The organism is Roseomonas sp. WA12 (genome assembly GCF_054165765.1).
Genome location: NZ_CM135108.1, coordinates 1685115 through 1704248, shown reverse-complemented (window position 1 = coordinate 1704248; position 19134 = coordinate 1685115). Strand labels below are relative to the sequence as shown.

Annotated in this window: 17 protein-coding genes; 9 read left to right on the top strand and 8 right to left on the bottom strand. The window is 69.0% G+C overall.

Annotated elements, in window-relative coordinates; genetic code table 11:
* Positions 1-81 precede the first annotated feature (81 nt).
* Entirely contained in the window at positions 82-3729 is a 3648-nt protein-coding gene (gene putA / locus ACVBD7_RS08050; RefSeq protein WP_458096961.1) for a trifunctional transcriptional regulator/proline dehydrogenase/L-glutamate gamma-semialdehyde dehydrogenase, read from the bottom strand.
* Positions 3730-3848: 119 nt separating this feature from the next.
* Between putA and ACVBD7_RS08045 the strand changes: the two genes are divergently transcribed.
* On the top strand, positions 3849-4310 hold the full coding sequence (locus ACVBD7_RS08045; protein WP_458096960.1) for an Lrp/AsnC ligand binding domain-containing protein: 462 nt from the start codon (positions 3849-3851) through the stop codon (positions 4308-4310).
* Positions 4311-4563: 253 nt separating this feature from the next.
* Here ACVBD7_RS08045 and ACVBD7_RS08040 read toward each other — a convergent pair whose 3' ends face one another.
* Both ACVBD7_RS08040 and ACVBD7_RS08035 read right to left on the bottom strand, forming a co-directional pair.
* Positions 4564-5835, bottom strand: a complete 1272-nt coding sequence (locus tag ACVBD7_RS08040) for a DNA polymerase IV (RefSeq protein ID WP_458096959.1) — start codon at positions 5833-5835, stop codon at positions 4564-4566.
* A gap of 55 nt (positions 5836-5890) precedes the next feature.
* A complete protein-coding gene (locus ACVBD7_RS08035) occupies positions 5891-6787 on the bottom strand; it encodes an ROK family protein (RefSeq protein WP_458096958.1) in 897 nt (298 codons plus the stop codon).
* Between the two features lie 108 nt (positions 6788-6895).
* Between ACVBD7_RS08035 and ACVBD7_RS08030 the strand changes: the two genes are divergently transcribed.
* From ACVBD7_RS08030 to dxs, 5 genes are read left to right on the top strand one after another with little or no spacing between them, the layout of a single operon-like run.
* Complete coding sequence (locus ACVBD7_RS08030; protein WP_458096957.1) at positions 6896-7174, top strand: sulfurtransferase TusA family protein; 279 nt, start codon at positions 6896-6898, stop codon at positions 7172-7174.
* Complete coding sequence (locus ACVBD7_RS08025; protein ID WP_458096956.1) at positions 7174-8097, top strand: histone deacetylase family protein; 924 nt, start codon at positions 7174-7176, stop codon at positions 8095-8097. Before ACVBD7_RS08030 ends, ACVBD7_RS08025 begins: the two co-directional genes overlap by 1 nt.
* An 18-nt stretch (positions 8098-8115) precedes the next feature.
* Positions 8116-8370 carry an exodeoxyribonuclease VII small subunit gene (locus ACVBD7_RS08020; protein WP_458096955.1) on the top strand — a complete coding sequence of 85 codons (255 nt, stop codon included), beginning with the start codon at positions 8116-8118 and terminating at the stop codon, positions 8368-8370.
* A gap of 11 nt (positions 8371-8381) precedes the next feature.
* Entirely contained in the window at positions 8382-9293 is a 912-nt protein-coding gene (locus ACVBD7_RS08015) for a polyprenyl synthetase family protein (RefSeq protein WP_458097665.1), read from the top strand.
* A 45-nt stretch (positions 9294-9338) separates the two neighbouring features.
* A complete protein-coding gene (gene dxs / locus ACVBD7_RS08010) occupies positions 9339-11282 on the top strand; it encodes a 1-deoxy-D-xylulose-5-phosphate synthase (protein ID WP_458096954.1) in 1944 nt (647 codons plus the stop codon).
* A 180-nt stretch (positions 11283-11462) separates the two neighbouring features.
* Here the strand turns inward: dxs and ACVBD7_RS08005 are convergent, their stop codons facing one another.
* Positions 11463-12446, bottom strand: a complete 984-nt coding sequence (locus tag ACVBD7_RS08005) for a hydroxyacid dehydrogenase (RefSeq protein WP_458096953.1) — start codon at positions 12444-12446, stop codon at positions 11463-11465.
* Between the two features lie 137 nt (positions 12447-12583).
* Between ACVBD7_RS08005 and ACVBD7_RS08000 the strand changes: the two genes are divergently transcribed.
* A complete protein-coding gene (locus ACVBD7_RS08000; RefSeq protein ID WP_458096952.1) occupies positions 12584-13339 on the top strand; it encodes a TlyA family RNA methyltransferase in 756 nt (251 codons plus the stop codon).
* On the opposite strand, the gene ACVBD7_RS07995 is transcribed toward ACVBD7_RS08000, so the two are convergent.
* The 4 genes from ACVBD7_RS07995 to fabI all read right to left on the bottom strand — a co-directional run bounded on the left by ACVBD7_RS07995 (position 13336) and on the right by fabI (position 16892).
* Positions 13336-13485: a peptide chain release factor 1 gene (locus ACVBD7_RS07995; protein WP_458096951.1), complete on the bottom strand. Its 150-nt coding sequence runs from the start codon at positions 13483-13485 to the stop codon at positions 13336-13338. The genes ACVBD7_RS08000 and ACVBD7_RS07995 overlap by 4 nt on opposite strands.
* Positions 13486-13624: 139 nt before the next feature.
* Complete coding sequence (locus tag ACVBD7_RS07990; RefSeq protein ID WP_458096950.1) at positions 13625-14731, bottom strand: hypothetical protein; 1107 nt, start codon at positions 14729-14731, stop codon at positions 13625-13627.
* Positions 14732-14917: 186 nt separating this feature from the next.
* Entirely contained in the window at positions 14918-16024 is a 1107-nt protein-coding gene (gene aroC, locus ACVBD7_RS07985) for a chorismate synthase (RefSeq protein ID WP_458096949.1), read from the bottom strand.
* A gap of 13 nt (positions 16025-16037) precedes the next feature.
* Positions 16038-16892, bottom strand: a complete 855-nt coding sequence (fabI, locus tag ACVBD7_RS07980; RefSeq protein ID WP_458096948.1) for an enoyl-ACP reductase FabI — start codon at positions 16890-16892, stop codon at positions 16038-16040.
* Positions 16893-16977: 85 nt separating this feature from the next.
* Here fabI and pdxH point away from each other — a divergent pair, with 85 nt between their 5' ends.
* Positions 16978-17610, top strand: a complete 633-nt coding sequence (pdxH, locus tag ACVBD7_RS07975; RefSeq protein WP_458096947.1) for a pyridoxamine 5'-phosphate oxidase — start codon at positions 16978-16980, stop codon at positions 17608-17610.
* A gap of 7 nt (positions 17611-17617) precedes the next feature.
* Positions 17618-19102 carry a bifunctional aminoglycoside phosphotransferase/ATP-binding protein gene (locus ACVBD7_RS07970; protein WP_458096946.1) on the top strand — a complete coding sequence of 495 codons (1485 nt, stop codon included), beginning with the start codon at positions 17618-17620 and terminating at the stop codon, positions 19100-19102.
* Positions 19103-19134 lie beyond the last annotated feature (32 nt).

The window sequence follows — 19134 nt, the reverse complement described above, 5'->3', positions numbered from 1 at the left end:
GTGCAGGCATTCCATCCATCTTTGCGCGTCCCAGGGTCTTCGCCCTCCACCCACGCCAGGGATGCCGCACCGGTTGCTGCTTCAAAGACTCATCAGGCTTGCATTGCCGCCTGCTGCCGCCGTGTTGGTGCTGATGGATCGTTCTGCGACGAGCATGTCGAGCGGATAGAAACCGTTCCGTGGGATGATGACCGGGCGGATGGCACCGGACGCTTCCGCTACCTCCCGCAGCAGGCCTTGGAGCGCTTCCTCTGCACCCTGAAACAGCAGGGCGCCGACCCCGTCCAGGCCGTTCCCTGGATGGACATGCGGCGCGACAGCAGGGGGCATGGTGCCCAGCGAGCGGAAATCCGTGAGCGCGACCCTGGCGTCGTTGCCTGTACCAAGACAGGCAGCGATTTGGACCAGCAGCTCGTCGCCGCTTGCCGCATGGCACAGCACGGGGTCGCGGGGTTCCAGGCGGTAAAGGTTCCGTTCCCCCACCGGGCCTGGCAACTCGATCTCTAATCCTGCCCGCGCAGCTCGCCCCTGCGCCTCGCAGCGCCCGGCCAGCTCGGTCCGGCCTTCGGCGCGCAACCAACCGACCAGCGCATCCAGTGCCGGCTGCGGCGGGGTGGCGGGTAGGGGCGGCTCCACCGGGCAGGCTGAGAGAAGGCGGCGCAGGTAAAGCGGCCCGCCCGCCTTCGGCCCGGTTCCCGAGAGTCCGTGCCCGCCGAAGGGCTGCACCCCCACCACAGCCCCGATCAGGTTGCGGTTGATGTAGATGTTCCCCGCTGCGGCCGCGCCAGCCAGACGCGTGATGGTTTCGTCGATGCGGGAGTGGACTCCGAAAGTCAGGCCGTAGCCGGTGGCGTTGATGTCGCGGATCAGGGAATCCATCGCCTCGCGCCGGAAGCGGAGCACGTGCAGCACGGGGCCGAATACCTCCTGCTTCAGCTCCGCAATGCTGTCGATCTCGATGATGGTCGGCGCGACGAAGCTGCCGTATCGGCATGCATCGAGCAGTGCCAGGGCGTGCACGGGCCGTCCCGCCGCGCGCATAGCATCGACATGGCCCTGGATCCCTGCCCGCGCCTCCTCGGTGATGACGGGACCGATATCCGTCGAGAGGCGGTCAGGGTTGCCGACCGAGAGCTCGGCAAGGGCACCCTTGAGCATCCCCAGCACACGATCCGCCGCCTCCTCTTGCAGGCAGAGGACGCGCAGTGCGGAGCAACGCTGGCCCGCACTGTCGAAGGCCGAGGCAAGGACGTCCGCCACCACCTGTTCCGCGAGCGCCGAGCTGTCCACCACGAGGGCATTCTGCCCCCCGGTCTCGGCGATCAACGGAATGGGCTGCCCGTCCCGGGTCAGGCGGCCTGCGATGCTGCGCCCGATCAGCCGCGCGACCTCGGTCGATCCAGTGAACATTATGCCTTGCACCCGCGCATCACTCACCAGCCGCGCCCCGACCGTGCCGTCTCCCGGCAACAGATGCAGGACGGCAGGCGGCACCCCGGCCTCATGCAGCAGCGCAACGGCAAGGGACGCAATCAGCGGCACCTCTTCGGCGGGCTTAGCCAGTACGGTGTTTCCCGCCGCAAGCGCGGCCGCCACCTGGCCGGTGAAGATCGCAAGCGGGAAGTTCCAGGGCGAGATGCAGGCGACCGGCCCGAGCGGGCGGTGATCCGCCCCGAAGCCGCACGCACTGGCAGCGTAATAGCGAAGGAAGTCGACGGCCTCCCGCACCTCGCCCACGGCATTGGGCAGGGACTTGCCCGCCTCCCGCACGATGGGGCCGAGAAGCGCGCCCATACGGGCCTCCATCAGTGTCGCGGCTTCTTCCAGCAGCGCGGCGCGCTCGGCCGGGGGCGTTGCGGCCCAGCCCGGGCCGGCGGCTTCGGCCTGACAGAGCGCGGCATCCACCACGGCCGGGTCAGCTTCGATCACGTACCCGACGAGGTCGCGCCGGTCCGCCGGATTGCGGATCTTCCGCGCCGGGCCCTCGGCGGCTTCCTCGCCGAGCAGCGGCGCCGCACGCAGAAGCGTGGCGCCTTCCCGCAGCGTGGACACCAGTTCAGAGAGACGAACCTCATCCGTCAGGTCCAGCCCGGCTGCGTTGCGGCGCACCGCGCCGAACAGGTCACGTGGCTGGGCGATGCCGTCATGCGGCCGACCGAGCGGGGAGAGGGCGCGCGCCTCGGCCACCGGATCCGCCACCAGCGCCTCCACCGGGACATCCGGGTCGTTGATGCGGTTCACGAAGGAGGAGTTGGCGCCGTTTTCGAGCAGGCGCCGGACGAGATAGGCCAGCAGCGTCTCGTGCGTGCCGACGGGAGCGTAGATGCGGCAGGGTCGGTCCAGCCGGTCGCGGCCAACCACCTCGTCATAGAGCGGCTCGCCCATTCCATGCAGACACTGGAATTCGTACTGGCCAGGGTGCCAAGCGGCGGGATCGGCCATGGCGTGGATGGCGGCGACGGTGCGGGCGTTGTGGGTGGCGAATTGCGGGAAGACCGCGTCCGGGGCCGCCACCAGGCGGCGCGCGCAGGCGAGGTAGGACACGTCCGTGTGGACCTTGCGGGTGAAGACCGGGAAGCCCTCCAGCCCATCCATCTGGGCCCGCTTGATCTCGCTGTCCCAGTAGGCACCCTTCACGAGGCGAACCATCATTCGGCGGCCGGTGCGGCGAGCGAGATCGACCACGAAGTCAATTACGAAAGGCGCACGCCGTTGGTAGGCCTGGACGACGAAGCCGACGCCGTTCCACCCCGCCAGGCGCTCGTCGTGGCAAAGAGCTTCCAGCAGGTCGAGCGACAGCTCCAGCCGGTCGGCCTCCTCGGCGTCGATGTTCAGGCCGATGTCGTAGCGGCGGGCGAGCACGGCGAGGCCTGCAATGCGCGGCAGCAGCTCGGCCATCACCCGCGCGCGCTGCGCACGGGCGTAGCGGGGGTGGAGGGCGGAGAGCTTGATGGAGATGCCCGGCCCATCGACGATCCCGCGCCCGCCCGAAGCCTGCCCGATCGCGTGGATCGCATTCTCGTAGTCGCGCAGGTAGCGGGCGGCGTCGCCGGCCGTCGTCGCGGCCTCGCCAAGCATGTCGTAGGAGTACCGAAAGCCCCGCGCCTCCAGGGCGCGGCTGCGGGTCAGCGCCTCCTCGATCGTCTGCCCGGTGACGAACTGCTCGCCCATCATCCGCATGGCGAGATCGACGCCGCGGCGGATCACCGGCTCGCCCGCGCGGGCGATGAGCCGAGTCAGGGACGCCCCCAGCCCGACCTCGCTGCTGGTTGAAGTGAGCTTGCCCGTGACCACCAGACCCCAGGTCGCCGCATTGACGAAGAGGGACGGGGAGTGGCCCAGATGGGACCGCCAGTCCCCACCGCCGAGCTTGTCTTGGATCAGCGCGTCGCGGGTTGCGGTATCGGGGATGCGCAGCAGGGCCTCAGCCAGGCACATCAGCGCCACGCCTTCTCCGCTGGAGAGGGAGAACTCCTGCACAAGTGCCTCCACCCCGCCAGAGCGGCGCTTTGCGCGCAGCGCGGAGACGAGGTGATGGGCAAGGGCCATGGCCGCGGCATCCTGCTCGGCTGCTAGGGCGGCCGCCTCGATCAAAGGCGGGAGGCATCTTTCCTCGGGGCGCCTGTAGGCAGCAGTGATGGCGGCGCGCAGCGGAGCCTGGGCGTGCAGTTCAGAGGCGAAAGCCTGGAACGGCTGCGGGCTGGTCTCGGACAGGGTCGCGGTGCTCATGGCGCAGGCCTCCTGACTTGGTACGGCCGAGCGTAAGGCTGGTCTCGCCGCAGGAACATGCGATAGATCGGCTGGATGGCCGCATGAATCACGGTGCATGTCGGCTGCGGGAGAGAAATATGCAGGAGACCGACCGCGCTGATCGCATGATGCTGGCGATCCTCCAGCGGGAGGGACGGATCACGAACCTGGAGCTCGCTGACCGCATCGGCCTGTCCCCGACTGCGACGAGCGAGCGCATGCGGCGGCTTCTCAAGGACGGCCTAGTGACCGGGTTCGGCGCGCGGCTGGACCCCCACCGTCTGGGCTTCGGGCTGCTCGTCTTCGTGGAGGTGCTGCTCGACAAGACCACGCCGGACGTATTCGACCGCTTCGCAGCAGCCGTGAACCGCGCGCCGGAGGTGCTGGAGTGCCATATGGTCGCCGGGGGCTTCGACTATCTCGTCAAGACGAGGGTCCGGGACATGGCCGCCTATCGCGACTTCCTTGGTAAGGTCCTGCTCGCACTGCCGGGCGTGCGGGAGACGCGAACCTACGCCGTGATGGAGGAGGTGAAGTCGGACGGACCACTTCCGCTTTGACACGCGTTGTCCGCTCACGACCGAAGAGCACAGCCTGCATCAATCGCATCACGAGGAACGTGAGAGTTTAGTTGGCTATGAACCCCACCGCTCCAGTGCTCCCACCGGGCAGCGTCGGATCTGGCAATCAGGGAACATCGCCTCGGCCACTCGCGGCGTGCCGCTGCGCACTTGCAGCGGGTGATATCGTCGCGCTTGAGGGGACGTGAGCGAGTTCAACTGCTACGATCAATCTCCGGGGCAGCCTACGCCGTCAGCGTCGCACCGCTAGTCCGCGCCCGGCCCGGACCGCACCCTCGCCGAAGCGGGCGCGCAGCGCTTCCATGGCGGCCCAGCGGGCAGCGCGCCGCGGCGCTTCCGGATCGGCCAAGTCGCCCTGGTCGGCGCCGGAGGCCTCCACAAGCGGCTGGGCGCCGACTCCGATGAACCGGAATGCCGTGCCGTCAGCCTCCCGCGCCAGAAGCTTTAGAGCGGCGGCGTAGAGGGTCTCGGGCACGGCGGTGGGCCCGGACAGGCGCAGGTTGCGGGTGCGCAGAGCGAAGCGCGAGGTCTTGAGCTTCAGCACCACTCCACCTGCCGCAAAGCCCTTCTCGCCGAGACGACGCGCCAGCTTCTCGCACAGCCGCCAGAGGATAGGCTCCATCTCAGCGGGAAGGCTGATGTCGCGCTCGAAGGTGGTCTCGGCGGAAATGGATTTGGTTTCGCGCTCCGGCCGCACCGGTCGGGCATCCTCGCCCCTCGCTCGGGCAACGAGGGTGATGCCGTCCTCGCCGAAGCGGCGCATCGCTTCCCGAGCATCGAGCGATTGAAGCTGGCCGAGGGTGGAGTACCCCATGCCTGCCAGTTTCGCCGCAAAGGCCGGGCCCACTCCGGGCAGGATGGTCACCGGCTCTGCGGCGAGAAGGCTGGCGGCCTCGGCAATCCCGATGCAGGCCAAACCGCGCGGCTTGTCCCGCTCCACCGCGATCTTGGCCAGCAGGCGGTTGGGGGCGAGGCCGATCGAGACCGTGACGCCCACCTCGCGCTCCACCCGCCGCGCAAAGCGGGCCAGGGCCACCGCGGGCGGGGCGCCGTGAAGCGCCTCGGTTCCGGAGAGGTCGAGCACGGCCTCGTCGATCGACATCGCCTGCACCAGAGGGGTGAGTTCCTCCATCACCGTGCGGATCTGGCGCGAGGCCGCGACGTATTTGGCGAAGTCCGGTTTGATCACCACAGCGTCCGGGCAAGCCTTCAGCGCCTTGAACATCGGCATCGCGGATTTCACGCCGCGGGTGCGGGCGACGTAGCAGGCGGTTGAGACGACTCCGCGCTGCCCGCCGCCGATGATCACCGGCCGGCTGGCCAGTTCTGGCCGGTCGCGTTTCTCCACGCTGGCGAAGAAGGCGTCGCAGTCGATATGCGCGATCGCGAGGGTGAACAGCTCGCGATGGGAGGACTGCCGTGCGGAGCCGCATGCGCCGCAACGGCGCTGCGTTACCTGAGTATCATGCTGCTGCGCGAAGCAGTCCCGGCAGAGGGAAGGCATGGCGAAGTCTTAGCACGGAAGGGGAACAGATGCCCGAGTCGCCTCGCGGCCGCAGTCAGTCCCGGTCCCAGAGGCGAGCGGCGCCGAACACGCCGGAGCTGTCCCCGTGCCGCGCCTGGACGAGGTTCACGGTCTTGGAATCCCCGAAGATGAAGGGCGCCATCAACCCGGGCACGTCGGTGTAGAGATGCGCGAAGTTCGAGACACCGCCTCCCAGCACGATCACGTCGGGGTCCATGATGTTCACCACCTGGGCCAGGGCGCGGGCGAGCCGGTCGGCATGTCGGGCCAGCCCGGCCTGACAGGCGGCGTCACCCGCGCGGGCGCCGTGATCGACGCGACTGGCATCGCGGTGGCCGGGGCCGTGCGTGTCGGCGGCCAGGGACGGGCCGGCCAGGAAGGTCTCCAGGCAGTCATGCCGGCCACACCAGCACTGCCGGCTGCGCAGTTCCTCCGGCCGCATCCAGGGCAGGGGGGTATGGCCCCATTCGCCCGCCACGCGGTTGAGCCCGTCGAGCGGGCGGCCATCCACCACCCAGCCGCCGCCCACGCCGGTACCGAGGATGGCGGCGAACACCACAGGATAGCCCGCGCCGGCGCCGTCCGCCGCTTCGCTCATCGCCAGGCAGTTGGCGTCGTTCATCACCCGTACCTCGCGGCCGAGCGCGGCGGCGAGGTCCTTGTCCAGCGGGTTGCCGTTCAGCGCCTGGGTGTTGCCGTTGCGGACGAGACCCGTTCGCGGATTGATGCTGCCGGGGATGCCCACGCCCACCGTGCCGCGCCCGCCCAGTTCGGCCTCTGCCTCGTGCACCAGCTCGGCAATGGTCTGGATGATGGCGGGATAGCCCTGGCCGGTGGGCCTGCGGCGGCGCAGCAGCACGGTCCCGGCCGCGTCCAGCGCCACGATCTCCGTCTTGGTCCCGCCGAGGTCCACGCCGAGCTTGATGGTCATGGGGCGATGAATGCCGGGGAGGCGGGGCTGCGTCCAGCCGGGCGCCGGTCACAGCCGCGTCGGCAGCGCTGGACTTGCGGCGATCCAGGTGGTGGATTGGCCGACCCCATGGCATCGCCTTCTCCCCCCGCCCCGAAGAACGAGACCCTGCTCGACGTCCAGGGGCTGACTTGTCCGCTGCCCGTGCTGAAGGCCAACAAGGTCCTGCGCGGGCTGCCGCCGGGCGCAAGGCTGACCGTTCTGGCGACCGATGCAGCCAGCGTCGTCGATTTCCAAGCCTACTGCCGGGAGACGGGCCACGCCCTCGTCTCCTTCAGCGAGAGCGCGGGGGTCTACCGCTACACCCTGCGCAAGCGGGACGAGCCGGCGGGGAAGGACGGGCGCTGATGCTGCTGCTGACCCACCCCGCCTGCCTTCGCCATGACAACGGGCCCTATCACCCCGAGGCACCTGCTCGCCTGCGAGCCGTTCTGCAGGCGCTGGAGGCGCAGGAATTCTCGAACCTCGTTCGGGCCGAGGCGCCGGCCGCGACGCGAGAGCAGCTTCTTCGAGTCCATCCTGTTGCTCACGTGGACCGCATCCTGTCCATCCGACCGGCGGAGGGAGAGATGGTACAGCTGGATGCCGACACCTCGATGAACGCCCACTCCGCCGAGGCCGCCCTGCGCGCCGCCGGGGCTGGGGTGGAAGCGGTGGACTGCGTCATGCGGGGCGAGTTCCCCCGTGCCTTCTGCGCCGTGCGCCCGCCCGGCCACCATGCCGAGCCCGACACGGCAATGGGATTCTGCCTGTTTTCCAGCGCCGCGGTTGCTGCACGCCATGCCCAGGCTGCCCATGGGGTGGAGCGCGTGGTGGTGCTGGACTTCGACGTGCATCATGGCAATGGCACCCAGGCCGCATTCTGGGACGAGCCCAGCCTCATGCTCGCCTCGTCCCATCAGTCGCCGCTCTATCCCGGCACCGGTGCCGCCTCGGAGACAGGGGCAGGGAACATCCTGAACGTCCCGCTCGCCGCGCGTACCGACGGTCCGGCCTTCCGCCGGGTGTGGGAGCGCGAGATCCTTCCCGCCGTGCAGGCCTTCAACCCGGACCTCGTCATCGTGTCCGCCGGCTTTGATGCTCATCGCGCTGACCCGCTCGCCGGGTTGCTGCTGGACGAGGCGGACTTCGCCTGGGTGACGGAAGCGATCTGTGAACTGGCCAACTCTGTCTGTGGCGGCCGGGTGGTCTCGATGCTGGAAGGCGGCTACGACCTCGGCGCCCTGGCCCGGTCCACGGCCGCCCATCTCCGCGCCTTGATCCGCGCCTGAATGCCAACCGGAGCCCTGATGCCCGATCCCGTATCCACCCCTCCGGCATTGGCCGATGTGGAGGCCCTTTCCTTTGAGGAGGCCATGGCCGAGCTGGAATCCATCGTGCGCCGGCTCGAGGGCGGCCAGGCCCGGCTCGAGGAGGCGATGGACTCCTATGCCCGTGGCACCGCGCTGCGGGCTCATTGCGAGCGCAAACTGTCGGAGGCCGAGGCGCGCGTGCAGGCGCTGGTTCCCAGCCCGGCCGGCCCGACCCTGAGGGACGTGGAATGAGCGGCACCGATATGGCGGAGACCCAATCGGCCGAGGCGCTGAAGGCCGCGATGGCCGACGCCGCCTCCGAGGTAGACGAGGCGCTGGACGCGCTGCTGCCGAAGGAGGAGGGCGCTGAGCGCAGCCTGTTTGCCGCGATGCGCTACGCCACCATGGGCGGCGGCAAGAAGATGCGGGCCTTTCTTGTTCTCGAGGGTGCGCGCCAGTTCGGCGTCGCCCGCCAGTCCGCGCTGCGGGCCGCGGCGGCCGTCGAGATGCTGCATGCCTATTCGCTGGTGCATGACGACCTGCCCGCGATGGACGATGACGACCTGCGGCGGGGCAAGCCCACCGTCCACAAGGCCTGGGACGAGGCGACTGCCATCCTGGTGGGCGATGCGCTGCAGACCCAGGCCTTCGCCGTGCTCGCTGCGCCTGAAACCCATTCGGACCCAGCCGTGCGCGCCGAGCTATGCCTGCAGTTGGCGCTCGCGGCCGGTGCCCGCGGCATGGTGGGCGGGCAGATGCTGGACATGATGGCCGAAAAGGCCACCTCTCCGCTGGATGAGGCGGCGATCAGCCGCCTGCAGCTGCTCAAGACCGGCAAGCTGATCGAGTTCTCGGCCGAGGCAGGTGCGATCCTGGGCAAAGCTCCGCACCTGCCACGCCAGGCCCTGGTCTCCTACGGGCGCGAGATCGGGACCGCTTTCCAGATCGCCGACGATCTGCTGGACCTAACGGCCACGCCGGAGGAGGCTGGCAAGGCGACCGGCAAAGATGCCGGGGCCGGGAAGGCGACGCTGCTTGGGCTTCTGGGCCCCGAGCGCGCCCGGGCCCAGGCGGAAAGGCTGATCGAGCAGGCCAAGGCCCATCTGGATGGCTTCGACGAGCGTGCGAGCCTGCTGCGACAGATGGCGGACCATGTCGTCCGCCGTAAGAACTAGCCATTTGAACTAGCGCTGACGAGAGAACGGTCCGAGAAAGAGCCCATGTCCCCAGTCTCCAACACGCCCTTGCTCGATCGCGTCCGCTTCCCGGCGGATATGCGCAACCTGTCGCCGGAGCAGCTCAAGCAGCTGGCCGAGGAGGTGCGGGCGGAGACCATTCATGCGGTTTCCGTCACCGGCGGGCACCTCGGCGCCTCGCTGGGCGTGGTGGAGCTGACCGTCGCGCTGCACGCCATCTTCGATACCCCGACGGACCGGCTCATCTGGGACGTCGGCCACCAGGCCTATCCGCACAAGATCCTCACGGGCCGGCGGGACCGTATCCGGACCCTGCGCCAGGGCGGCGGCCTGTCCGGCTTCACCCGCCGTTCCGAGAGCGAGTACGACCCCTTCGGCGCGGCTCACTCCTCCACCTCCATCTCCTCAGGGCTGGGCATGGCGGTGGCGCGCGACCTGCTCGCGGCCCAGGGGCTTGGCGCCGGGGCCGACCAGAACGTGATCGCGGTCATCGGTGACGGCGCGATGTCCGCGGGCATGGCCTATGAGGCGATGAACAATGCGGGAGCGCTCAAGTCGCGGCTGATCGTCGTGCTGAACGACAACGACATGTCCATCGCACGCCCCGTCGGCGCCATGTCGGCCTATCTATCCCGCCTCATCTCCTCCCGCCCGTTCCTCTCGATCCGGGAGGTCATGGCGCGCCTCGCCCGCCGCTTCCCGCGCCCGCTGGCCCAGGCCGCTCGCCGGGCCGATGAGTACGCGCGCGGCATGCTGACCGGCGGCACACTCTTCGAGGAAATGGGCTTCTACTATGTCGGCCCGATCGATGGGCACGACCTGGACCACCTGCTGCCCGTCCTGCGAAACCTGCGCGAGGCCGAGGAGAGCGGGCCGATCCTGCTCCACGTCGTCACGCAGAAGGGCAAGGGTTACGCGCCGGCCGAGGCCTCGGCCGACAAGTATCATGGCGTGGTGAAGTTCAATGTCGTCACCGGCGAGCAGGCCAAGGCGCCACCGGGCCCGCCTTCCTACACCAAGGTCTTCGCCCGCGCCCTGATGGTCGAAGCCGAGGCCGATCCGCGCATCGTGGCCGTCACTGCCGCGATGCCGGGCGGCACGGGACTGGATTCGTTTGAGAAGGCTTTCCCGCGCCGCACCTTCGACGTGGGGATTGCCGAGCAGCACGCCGTCACCTTCGCGGCCGGCATGGCCTGCGAGGGTCTGCGCCCCTTCGTCGCGATCTACTCGACCTTCCTGCAGCGCGCCTACGACCAAGTCGTGCATGATGTGGCCTTGCAGAACCTGCCCGTGCGTTTCGCCATGGACCGCGCGGGTCTGGTGGGTGCGGACGGCGCCACCCATGCCGGTGCTTATGACGTCGCCTATCTCGGCTGTATCCCGAACATGACGTTGATGGCGGCCGCCGACGAGGTGGAGCTGACTCATATGGTCGCCACCGCCGCCGCCCACGACAGCGGCCCGATCGCCTTCCGCTACCCGCGCGGCGAGGGCACCGGGCTGGAGCTTCCGGCCCGGGGATCTGTGTTGCCGATCGGTAAGGGCCGCGTGCTGCGCGAGGGGAACACCATCGCCATCTTCTCCTACGGCACGCGCCTGGCCGAAGCGATGCGGGCTGCCGAGGAGCTGGCGGCCCAGGGTCTGTCCTGCACCGTCGCTGATGCACGCTTCGCCAAGCCGCTCGACACTGAGCTGTTGGAGCAGCTGGCGCGGAACCACGCGGTTCTGCTGACGGTGGAGGAAGGCTCGGTGGGCGGCTTCGGCTCATTGGTGGCCCAGCACCTCGCCCATGCCGGGCTGCTGGATGGCGGGCTGCGCTTCCGGCCGCTGGTGCTGCCGGACGTGTATATCGACCACGAGTCTCCTCAGAAGCAGTACGACTTCGCCGGGCTGAACGCGCCGCAGATCGTCCGCGCGGCGCGTCAGGCTCTTGGGCAGGAAAGCACGGCGCAGCCGGCGCGGGCTTGATACGGTTGGCCCCAGGGGAAGGCACCGACTTCCCCTGGGGCCAACCGCGAGAAACCTGAGATTCCTCGACCTCACACTTATAAAAAAGCGTTAGACGTAGGCGGTGCCGGCTGTTCCATTCGAACGCGGGGCGGCCGGAGGCTTCGTCCTCGCCTTCTCCTGTGCTTGCGGTGCGTCCACTCAGGACGTCTTCAGTACCTCACGGTTGACGACCGCATCCGTGTCGGGATGTCCGGCGAGGAAGTCCAGGACGTTCCCGGCAGCGTCCCAGGCCATGCGTTGAAGTCCCTCTGCCGTGCTCGCGGCCACATGCGGCGTGACGACGAGGTTCTCCAGCCGCAGGAGTGGAACTGGTTCCACCATCGGCTCCGTCCGCAGCACGTCGAGCCCTCCGCCGCCAAGATGGCCAGAGCGTAGCGCGGCCTCGAGCGCCACCTCATCCACCAGCGTGCCTCGGGCAGTGTTGATCAGCACGGCGCCGGGCTTCATGGCGGCGAGGAAGCCCGCATTCACCATACCGCGGGTCGACTCGCCGGCGGGCAGGTGGAGGGTAACGATGTCTGCAGTGGCGAGCCCGGCGGAAAGATCCTTCACCGCCTCGTAGCCGGCACCGCGGATCGTGCCCGCGGGGAGGTAGGGATCATGCACCAGCACATGCATCCCAAAAGCGGCGCAGAGCCGGGCCACGCGGGTGCCAATCCGGCCGAAACCGACCACCAGCACGCGGCGTCCACCCAGCTCGAAGGTGCGGGACTGACCCTGCACACGCCACTGCCCGGCGCGCACCCCGGCATCCACGGGCAGGACCTGCCGGGCGACGGCGAGCATGAGCATCAGTGCGTGCTCGGCGACGGAGGCGGCGTTCGCTTCAGGGGTGATCATCACGGCCACCCCGGCCCGCGTCATGGCCTGAACGTCCACTAGGTCATAGCCGACGCCGTGGCGGCAAACCATGCGGAGGCGTGGCGCGAGGGCGAGCAGGGCGGAACCCACAATCGTGCCGCGCACGACCAGCGCCTCTGCGTCGCGCAGCCGAGTCGCAAGCGACGGGGCTGCTTGGGTATCCGGATGCAGGCCAGGATGGTCGAGCGTGATACCCGGCGCGTCGTGCAGGCGGTGGATCCCATCGGGGTGGATGGGATCGAGAACGACAACATGGGGCATGGCAGGTCCTCCATCGATGGCGCCTGGCGCCTTGCTCCCCTCTGTCCGACGCCGCAGACCTCGCCGCAAGGTCAGGGACGGGTCGGCCCCGGTGCCCGGCCCTGCTATCCTGGGATGTGACAGACGGGAGAGAGAGCTTGCCGCAGCCCAAGCCGGCCAAGCAGCGTGCCGATGCTGCTTTGGTGGAGCGAGGCCTGGCCGAGAGCCGCACCCGGGCGCAGGCGCTGATCCTGGCCGGGAAGGTCTTCAGTGGCGAGCGCCGGATCGAGAAGCCCGGCCAGGAGCTGCGGGAAGGCGACGCGCTGGAAGTGCGCGGCCAGGATCACCCCTGGGTCAGCCGTGGCGGCCTGAAGCTGGCGCATGGGCTGGCGGCATTCGGGCTCGAACCCTCGGGCCGGGTTTGCGTCGATGTGGGCGCGTCGACCGGCGGCTTCACCCATGTTCTGCTGCATCATGGGGCGGCGCGGGTCTATGCTGTCGATGTCGGCCACGGGCAACTCGCCTGGAGTCTCCGGAACGATCCGCGCGTGGTGGTGCTGGAACGGGTGAATGCCCGCTATGTCACAGCGGAGCAGATCCCTGAGCCGGTCGGGGCAGTCGTGTGCGACGCATCGTTCATCGGGCTGTCGACTGTCCTTCCCGCCGCGCTCGCATTAGCCGCACCAGGAGCTTTTGCCGTGGCGCTGATCAAGCCGCAGTTCGAGGCCGGGCCGGGCATGGTAGGGAAGGGCGGCGTCGTGCGGGACCCTGCGGTTCATCGCTCAGTCTGCGAGAAGGTCGAGTCCTGGTGGTCGCAGCTCCCAGGCTGGACCGTGCTCGGCATTTCCGAAAGCCCAATCACTGGGCCTGAGGGAAACCGGGAGTTCCTGATCGGAGCCCGGTTCCGCGGCTAACGGGTCGCGGAACGCGGGGCCGAGGCACCCTGGGCGGACAGTGTTTCGGCAAGCGCCCACACCCGCGCCGGATCCATGCGGACATCCGGGTCGTTCAGAAGTCGGTCGAGTTCGGAGAGCGCGCTCTCCATTTCCGTCTCCGTCATGACAACCCTCAAATGGCATGCGTCACGTGCCGTCCACGCCGTGTATCGCAGTGCAACATGGCCCTTAACGATCTATTTACGCCAGGGTTTCTGCGCTCGGTCCGGCAGGACGGGCTTCACCAAGGCGTGAATGGCCGGCTCAGCCCGTGGAGGTGAGGGCAGGCAAAAGGGCAGCCTCGCGCGGGTGCGGCCGAGCGGGGTTACGGAAGCGCAGCTCGCCTTCCGACACAGAATCGGGCGGAGCCATACCGAACATTTCCATGCGGGAAGCGCAGGAGACAGCGGAGACGCGCCGAGCCGCGGCAGTGGTGAGGAAACGACGGACCGACCCCTCCAATTCCATACGCTCGCGAAGACCGCGCCATTCCTGGCGACCGATATCGTCCAGGAAGATAGCCAGCAGTCCGGCCTTCTCGCCGGAAAAGCGGGCGGACGCGTCAACCATGCGGCGGCACACCGCTTGGGCGATGTCGCTGGCCTGCCCCGCGCGGGCCGCGAGGACGAGGATGTTGCCGCCGCCCTGCGTAACGGCCAGATGTGCCTCCGGCCCGAACAGAGCCCGCAGCGCATTGGCGGGCACGGCGGCCTGGGCCCCTGCCAGGATCAGCGGATCGAGCTTCAGCACGGCATCGGCCGCGCTATCCTGGCGCCGGCGGTCGCGAAGCATCTCCATGATCCGGCGCTGCAGCGTGGCAACATCGAGGGCGTCGCGCTTCAGACCATCGGGGAGCGTCATCTTGAGGACGTAGCGGCCGGGATGGGCGGCGAGCCAGGTCTGCAAGTCGGGGTTGATACCGTCTACGAAGGCGCACCAGTCGCCGCGTAGCACGGGGCGGCCCTCCTCCGCCGACACGGTTTCGCAAACCACCTCGGCAGCGCAGCCATCGCGCTCGATCAGCAGATCGTGCGCGGTGCCCTCGCCCAGGCCGGTGAAGCGCACGGTGAAACCACGCTCCCGGTGCAGCGCCGCGACACGGAGCATGTGGAAGAGGGGAACGAGATTTGCCTCGCCGGTCAGGCCCGAGAGAATCAGCTCGCGCAACCGGCCGCGCGGCTCGGGTGGCAGTTCATCCGCCAAGCGCACGGCCTCCTGCGCCAGGAGGAGCAGACGGCGCTCCCCAACACCGGCAGCTGCCAGTGCGTCGGGAGCGGAGAGGCGCTGCAGGGTCAGCTCCAGTGCGTGGCGTTCCTGGACGGCACGGCCGGTGAGAGAGGTCGTCGCGGAACGCCGGCCGATCTCGGCCATCCGCGCCTTCCATTTCCGCGTTCCTGCCAGGCCAAGGAAGCCGGAGAGAGCCTTCTGGTCAGGATCCCTCCCGAGCGTGGATCGGGCCGGAGCGTCGGAGTCCTGGGCGCGGAGAGCGGGCATCGGGTCACCTCATGGTGTCCCGTTAATAACTGAGCGTTCTGGTAGGACAAAGCCGCTGCGTGATCAGTTTCTCGGGAGGCGGGTGGTCAGGGGAGCATCCGGCACCTGGGCGCGGTGCCGGAGCAGGGCGTCAGCCAGGACGCAGGCCATCATCGCCTCGCCCACGGGCACGGCGCGGATACCGACGCAGGGGTCGTGGCGCCCCTTGGTGATCAGATCGCGTTCCTGGCCGTGCCGGTCCACGGTACGGCGGGAAACAAGGATCGAGGAGGTCGGCTTCACGGCGAAGCGCGCCACCACCGGCTGACCAGTGGAAATGCCCCCGAGCACGCCGCCGGAATGATTGGCCAGGAAGTCCACCGTGCCGTCAGGCGCTATGCGCATCTCGTCCGCATTGCCCTCACCCGTGAGTTCCGCGGCCGCGAACCCATCCCCGAGCTCCACGCCCTTTACCGCATTGATGGACATGAAGGCGGCCGCGATCTCGGCATCCAGCTTGCCGTACAGTGGTGCACCGAGGCCGGGCGGCAGGCCTTCGGCCACCACCTCCACAACAGCGCCAACGCTGGATCCGGCCTTTCGCAGGGCGAGGAGGCGTTCCTCCCATCGGGCGGCAGCGGCGCGGTCAGGACAGAAGAAGTCGTTTTCCCGAATGGCGGCCCAATCCCAGGCCGCGCGGTCCACCGCATCGCCACCCATCGCAACGAGCGCACCGCGGATCGTCACACCGGCGCCCAGCACCTTGCGCGCGACTGCGCCGGCTGCGACCCGCATCGCCGTTTCCCGCGCCGAGGACCGGCCGCCGCCGCGATAATCCCGCACGCCGTATTTGAGGTGATAGGCAAGGTCGGCGTGGCCGGGGCGGAAGGCCTCCGCGATCTCGCCGTAGTCGCGGGAGCGCTGGTCCATGTTCTCGATGAGCAGCGAAATCGGCGTCCCGGTCGTCAGTCCTTCGAAAGTGCCGGAGAGGATGCGGACCTCGTCCGGCTCCTGCCGCTGTGTGACGAACTTGGACTGTCCGGGACGGCGCAGATCCAGCCAGGGCTGGATGTCGGCTTCGGTGAGCGAGAGCCCGGGCGGGCAGCCATCGACAACGCCTCCGATTGCCGGCCCATGGCTCTCGCCCCAGGTAGTGACGCGGAAGAGGTGGCCGAAGCTGTTGTGAGACATCGAGGAGGAGCGGTCAGCTCTTCTCGATTGTGATATCCGGCGCCTCGGGGTGCTTCATCCCGACAATGTGGTAGCCGCAATCGACGTGGTGAACCTCGCCCGTCACGCCGCCCGAGAGCGGGGAGAGCAGGTACAGCCCGGCGCCGCCGACCTCATCCAGCGAGACGTTGCGGCGCATGGGCGAGTTGTACTGGTTCCACTTCAGGATGTAGCGGAAGTCGCCGATTCCGCTGGCCGCCAGCGTCTTGATCGGGCCCGCGGAAATCGCGTTCACGCGGATGCCGCTGTCGCCGAGATCGGCGGCCATGTAGCGCACGCTGGCCTCCAGCGCCGCCTTGGCCACGCCCATGACATTGTAATGCGGCGTCCAGCGCTCGGCGCCGAGATAGGAAAGGGTGAGAAGCGAACCGCCCGGCTTCATCATTGCGGCGGCCCGGCGGGAGACCGAGACAAAGGAGAAGCAGGAGATGTCGAGTGCCTGGAGGAAGGCCTCCTTCGGCGTGTCGAGGTAGCGGCCGCGCAGGTACTGTTTGTCGGCGAAGCCAATGGCGTGGATCAGGAAGTCGATGCCATCCCAGCGCTCGGCCACCTTTGCAAAGGCGACGTCGATCGCCGCTTCGTCCGACACATCGCAGGGCACCAGCAGGTCGGAGCCGACGGTCGCGGCCAGCGGCCGAACGCGCTTTTCCAGCGCCTCGCCCTGATAGGTGAAGGCCAGTTCTGCGCCCTGGGCGGCTACGGCCTGGGCAATGGCCCAGGCGATGGAGCGGTCGTTGGCGACGCCCATGACGATGCCGCGGCGCCCCTTCATCAGGTCGCCCTTCATGGGCAGGGAGTCGGCATCGGCCACCGGCTTGGCGTCATCCATGGGGCGTCTCCGGGCGGGCGGGCATTGGTTGCGACGGGCGGGGAGGGGTGGCACACCGAATGGAACCGAACAAGGGGCCGAACGCATGAGCCTGACCACAGAGGCCCCCGCCGGCGAGGAGCACGCCGCCGGGATTCCCGAAGCCACCGAGCCTTATGGCCTATTCGAGGCCTGGTTCGCGGAGGCCACGGCAAGGGAGCCGAACGACCCGAATGCCATGTGCCTGGCCACCAGCAAGCCCGATGGCTGGCCCTCCGCCCGCATGGTGCTGCTGAAGGGCCGGGACGACCATGGCTTTGTCTTCTACACCAATGAGGAGAGCCGGAAGGGCGGAGAGCTGCTGTCCAACCCGCGCGCGGCACTCCTGTTTCATTGGAAGTCCTTGCGGCGGCAGGTCAGGGTGGAGGGCGTGATCGAGCGGGTGAGCGCGGCCGAGTCCGATGCATATTTCGCCTCCCGCTCGCGCGGGTCACGGATTTCGGCCGCCGCCTCTGACCAGTCCCGCCCACTCGCCTCTCGTGCTGAATTCGAGCGCCGGATCGCCGAGACGGAGGCGCGCTATCCCGGCGAGAGCGTGACGCGCCCGCCACATTGGGGAGGCTTCCGGGTGCTGCCGGCGCGCATCGAGTTCTGGCAGGACATGCCCTTCCGCATGCATGACCGCCTCGTCTTCGAACGGGATGGCGAGGGATGGCGCACGGGCCGGCTGTTTCCGTGAGCCATCCGTGACCATCCCCGCCTCCCAGGCGGGCGCGGCAGCGCTGCTGGCGTGGCTGACGGGGGTGGAGCGACCGGTGGAGACGCATATTTCCGCCGTCTATGTCGGCGGCGGGCGGGCGCTGAAGCTGAAAAAGGCCGTCGGCCTCGGCTTTCTCGACTTCACCACCCCGGCCGCGCGGCGCCGCTTCACGGAGCGCGAGCTGGCGCTGAACACAGCTTGGGCACCGGGCATCTACCGCGCCGTCCACGGCATCACCGCCGACGCCGACCGGCTGGTGCCGCCGGACGATCCGGCGGTGGTGGACTGGGTGCTGGAGATGGCCCCTGTGCCGCCCGAGCACTTCCTCGATGCCGTTGCGGCCCGAACTGGGCTGGACGGATCGATGCTCGATGCGCTGAGCGATGCAGTGGTGGTGTTGCGGGACAGCTATCCGCCCCCCGTGCCGGGCCCTGATCCCGTCAGAGCCTTCGCCGCCGTCCTACGGAGCAACGCGCGAGCGGCATGGTCCTCCGGGCTCGATCCCTCCCGGGTCGTGGCTTGGCGCCGCGCGATGGGCCACCGGCTGCGCCGGTTGTCACCCTTCTTACGGGCACGGGCAGAGGAGGGGCGCATCCGTCGCTGCCACGGCGACCTGCATCTGGGAAACCTCCTGCTCTGGGAGGGTCGGCCAACCCCCTTCGACGCGCTCGAATTCGATGAGGCCCTCGCCACCATCGACACGGGCTACGACCTCGCCTTCCTCGTGGCGGACTTGTTGCACCGCTGCGGTCGGCCGGCTGCCTGCCGCGTGTTGAACCGGGTAATCGCGATCGGGGGCGATGCGGGGCTGGTGGCGGGCCTGCCGCTCTGGCTGTCCTCGCGGGCACTGATCAGGGCCCATTGCCTGGCCCGCATCCCGGGCGATGAGGCCGGAGCGTCGGCCTTCCTGGCCGAAGCCGAATCCTACCTCAAGCCAGCGTCGCCCCGGCTGATCGCGGTCGGCGGGCTGCCGGGCTCGGGGAAGACACGGCTGGGTCGTGCGCTGGCGCCGTGCTTCGGCGCCGCGCCGGGGGCGCTGCACCTGCGCAGCGACGAGATCCGCAAGCGCCTCGCCGGCCTTCCACCCGAGGTGCCGTTACCAGCTTCGGCCTACACCACCGCTGCCAGCGATGCGGTGCATGAGGCCCTGTTCCGGGACGCGACCGCGGCCCTGCGCGGCGGCCATTCGGTGTTAGCCGATGCGGCCTTTCTTGATCCCGCCCGTCGCGCCGGCATCGAGTCGGTGGCGCGGGCGGCGGGTGTACCCTTCGACGGCTTCTGGCTCGATGCGCCGATTGAGGTGCTGCGAGAACGGGTGGCGGCACGGCGGGGCGACGCCTCGGACGCGACCGTCGCGGTGCTGGACTATGCCGCGGCCCTGCCCATGGGTGAGATCACCTGGACACGTCTCGACGCCGGGGGCGACCCCCTGGCGGCGGCGCTTGCGGCGGCCCAATTGCAGATATGCTAGACCGGGTGTGCCCGGCCGGATTCGGCAGGGCA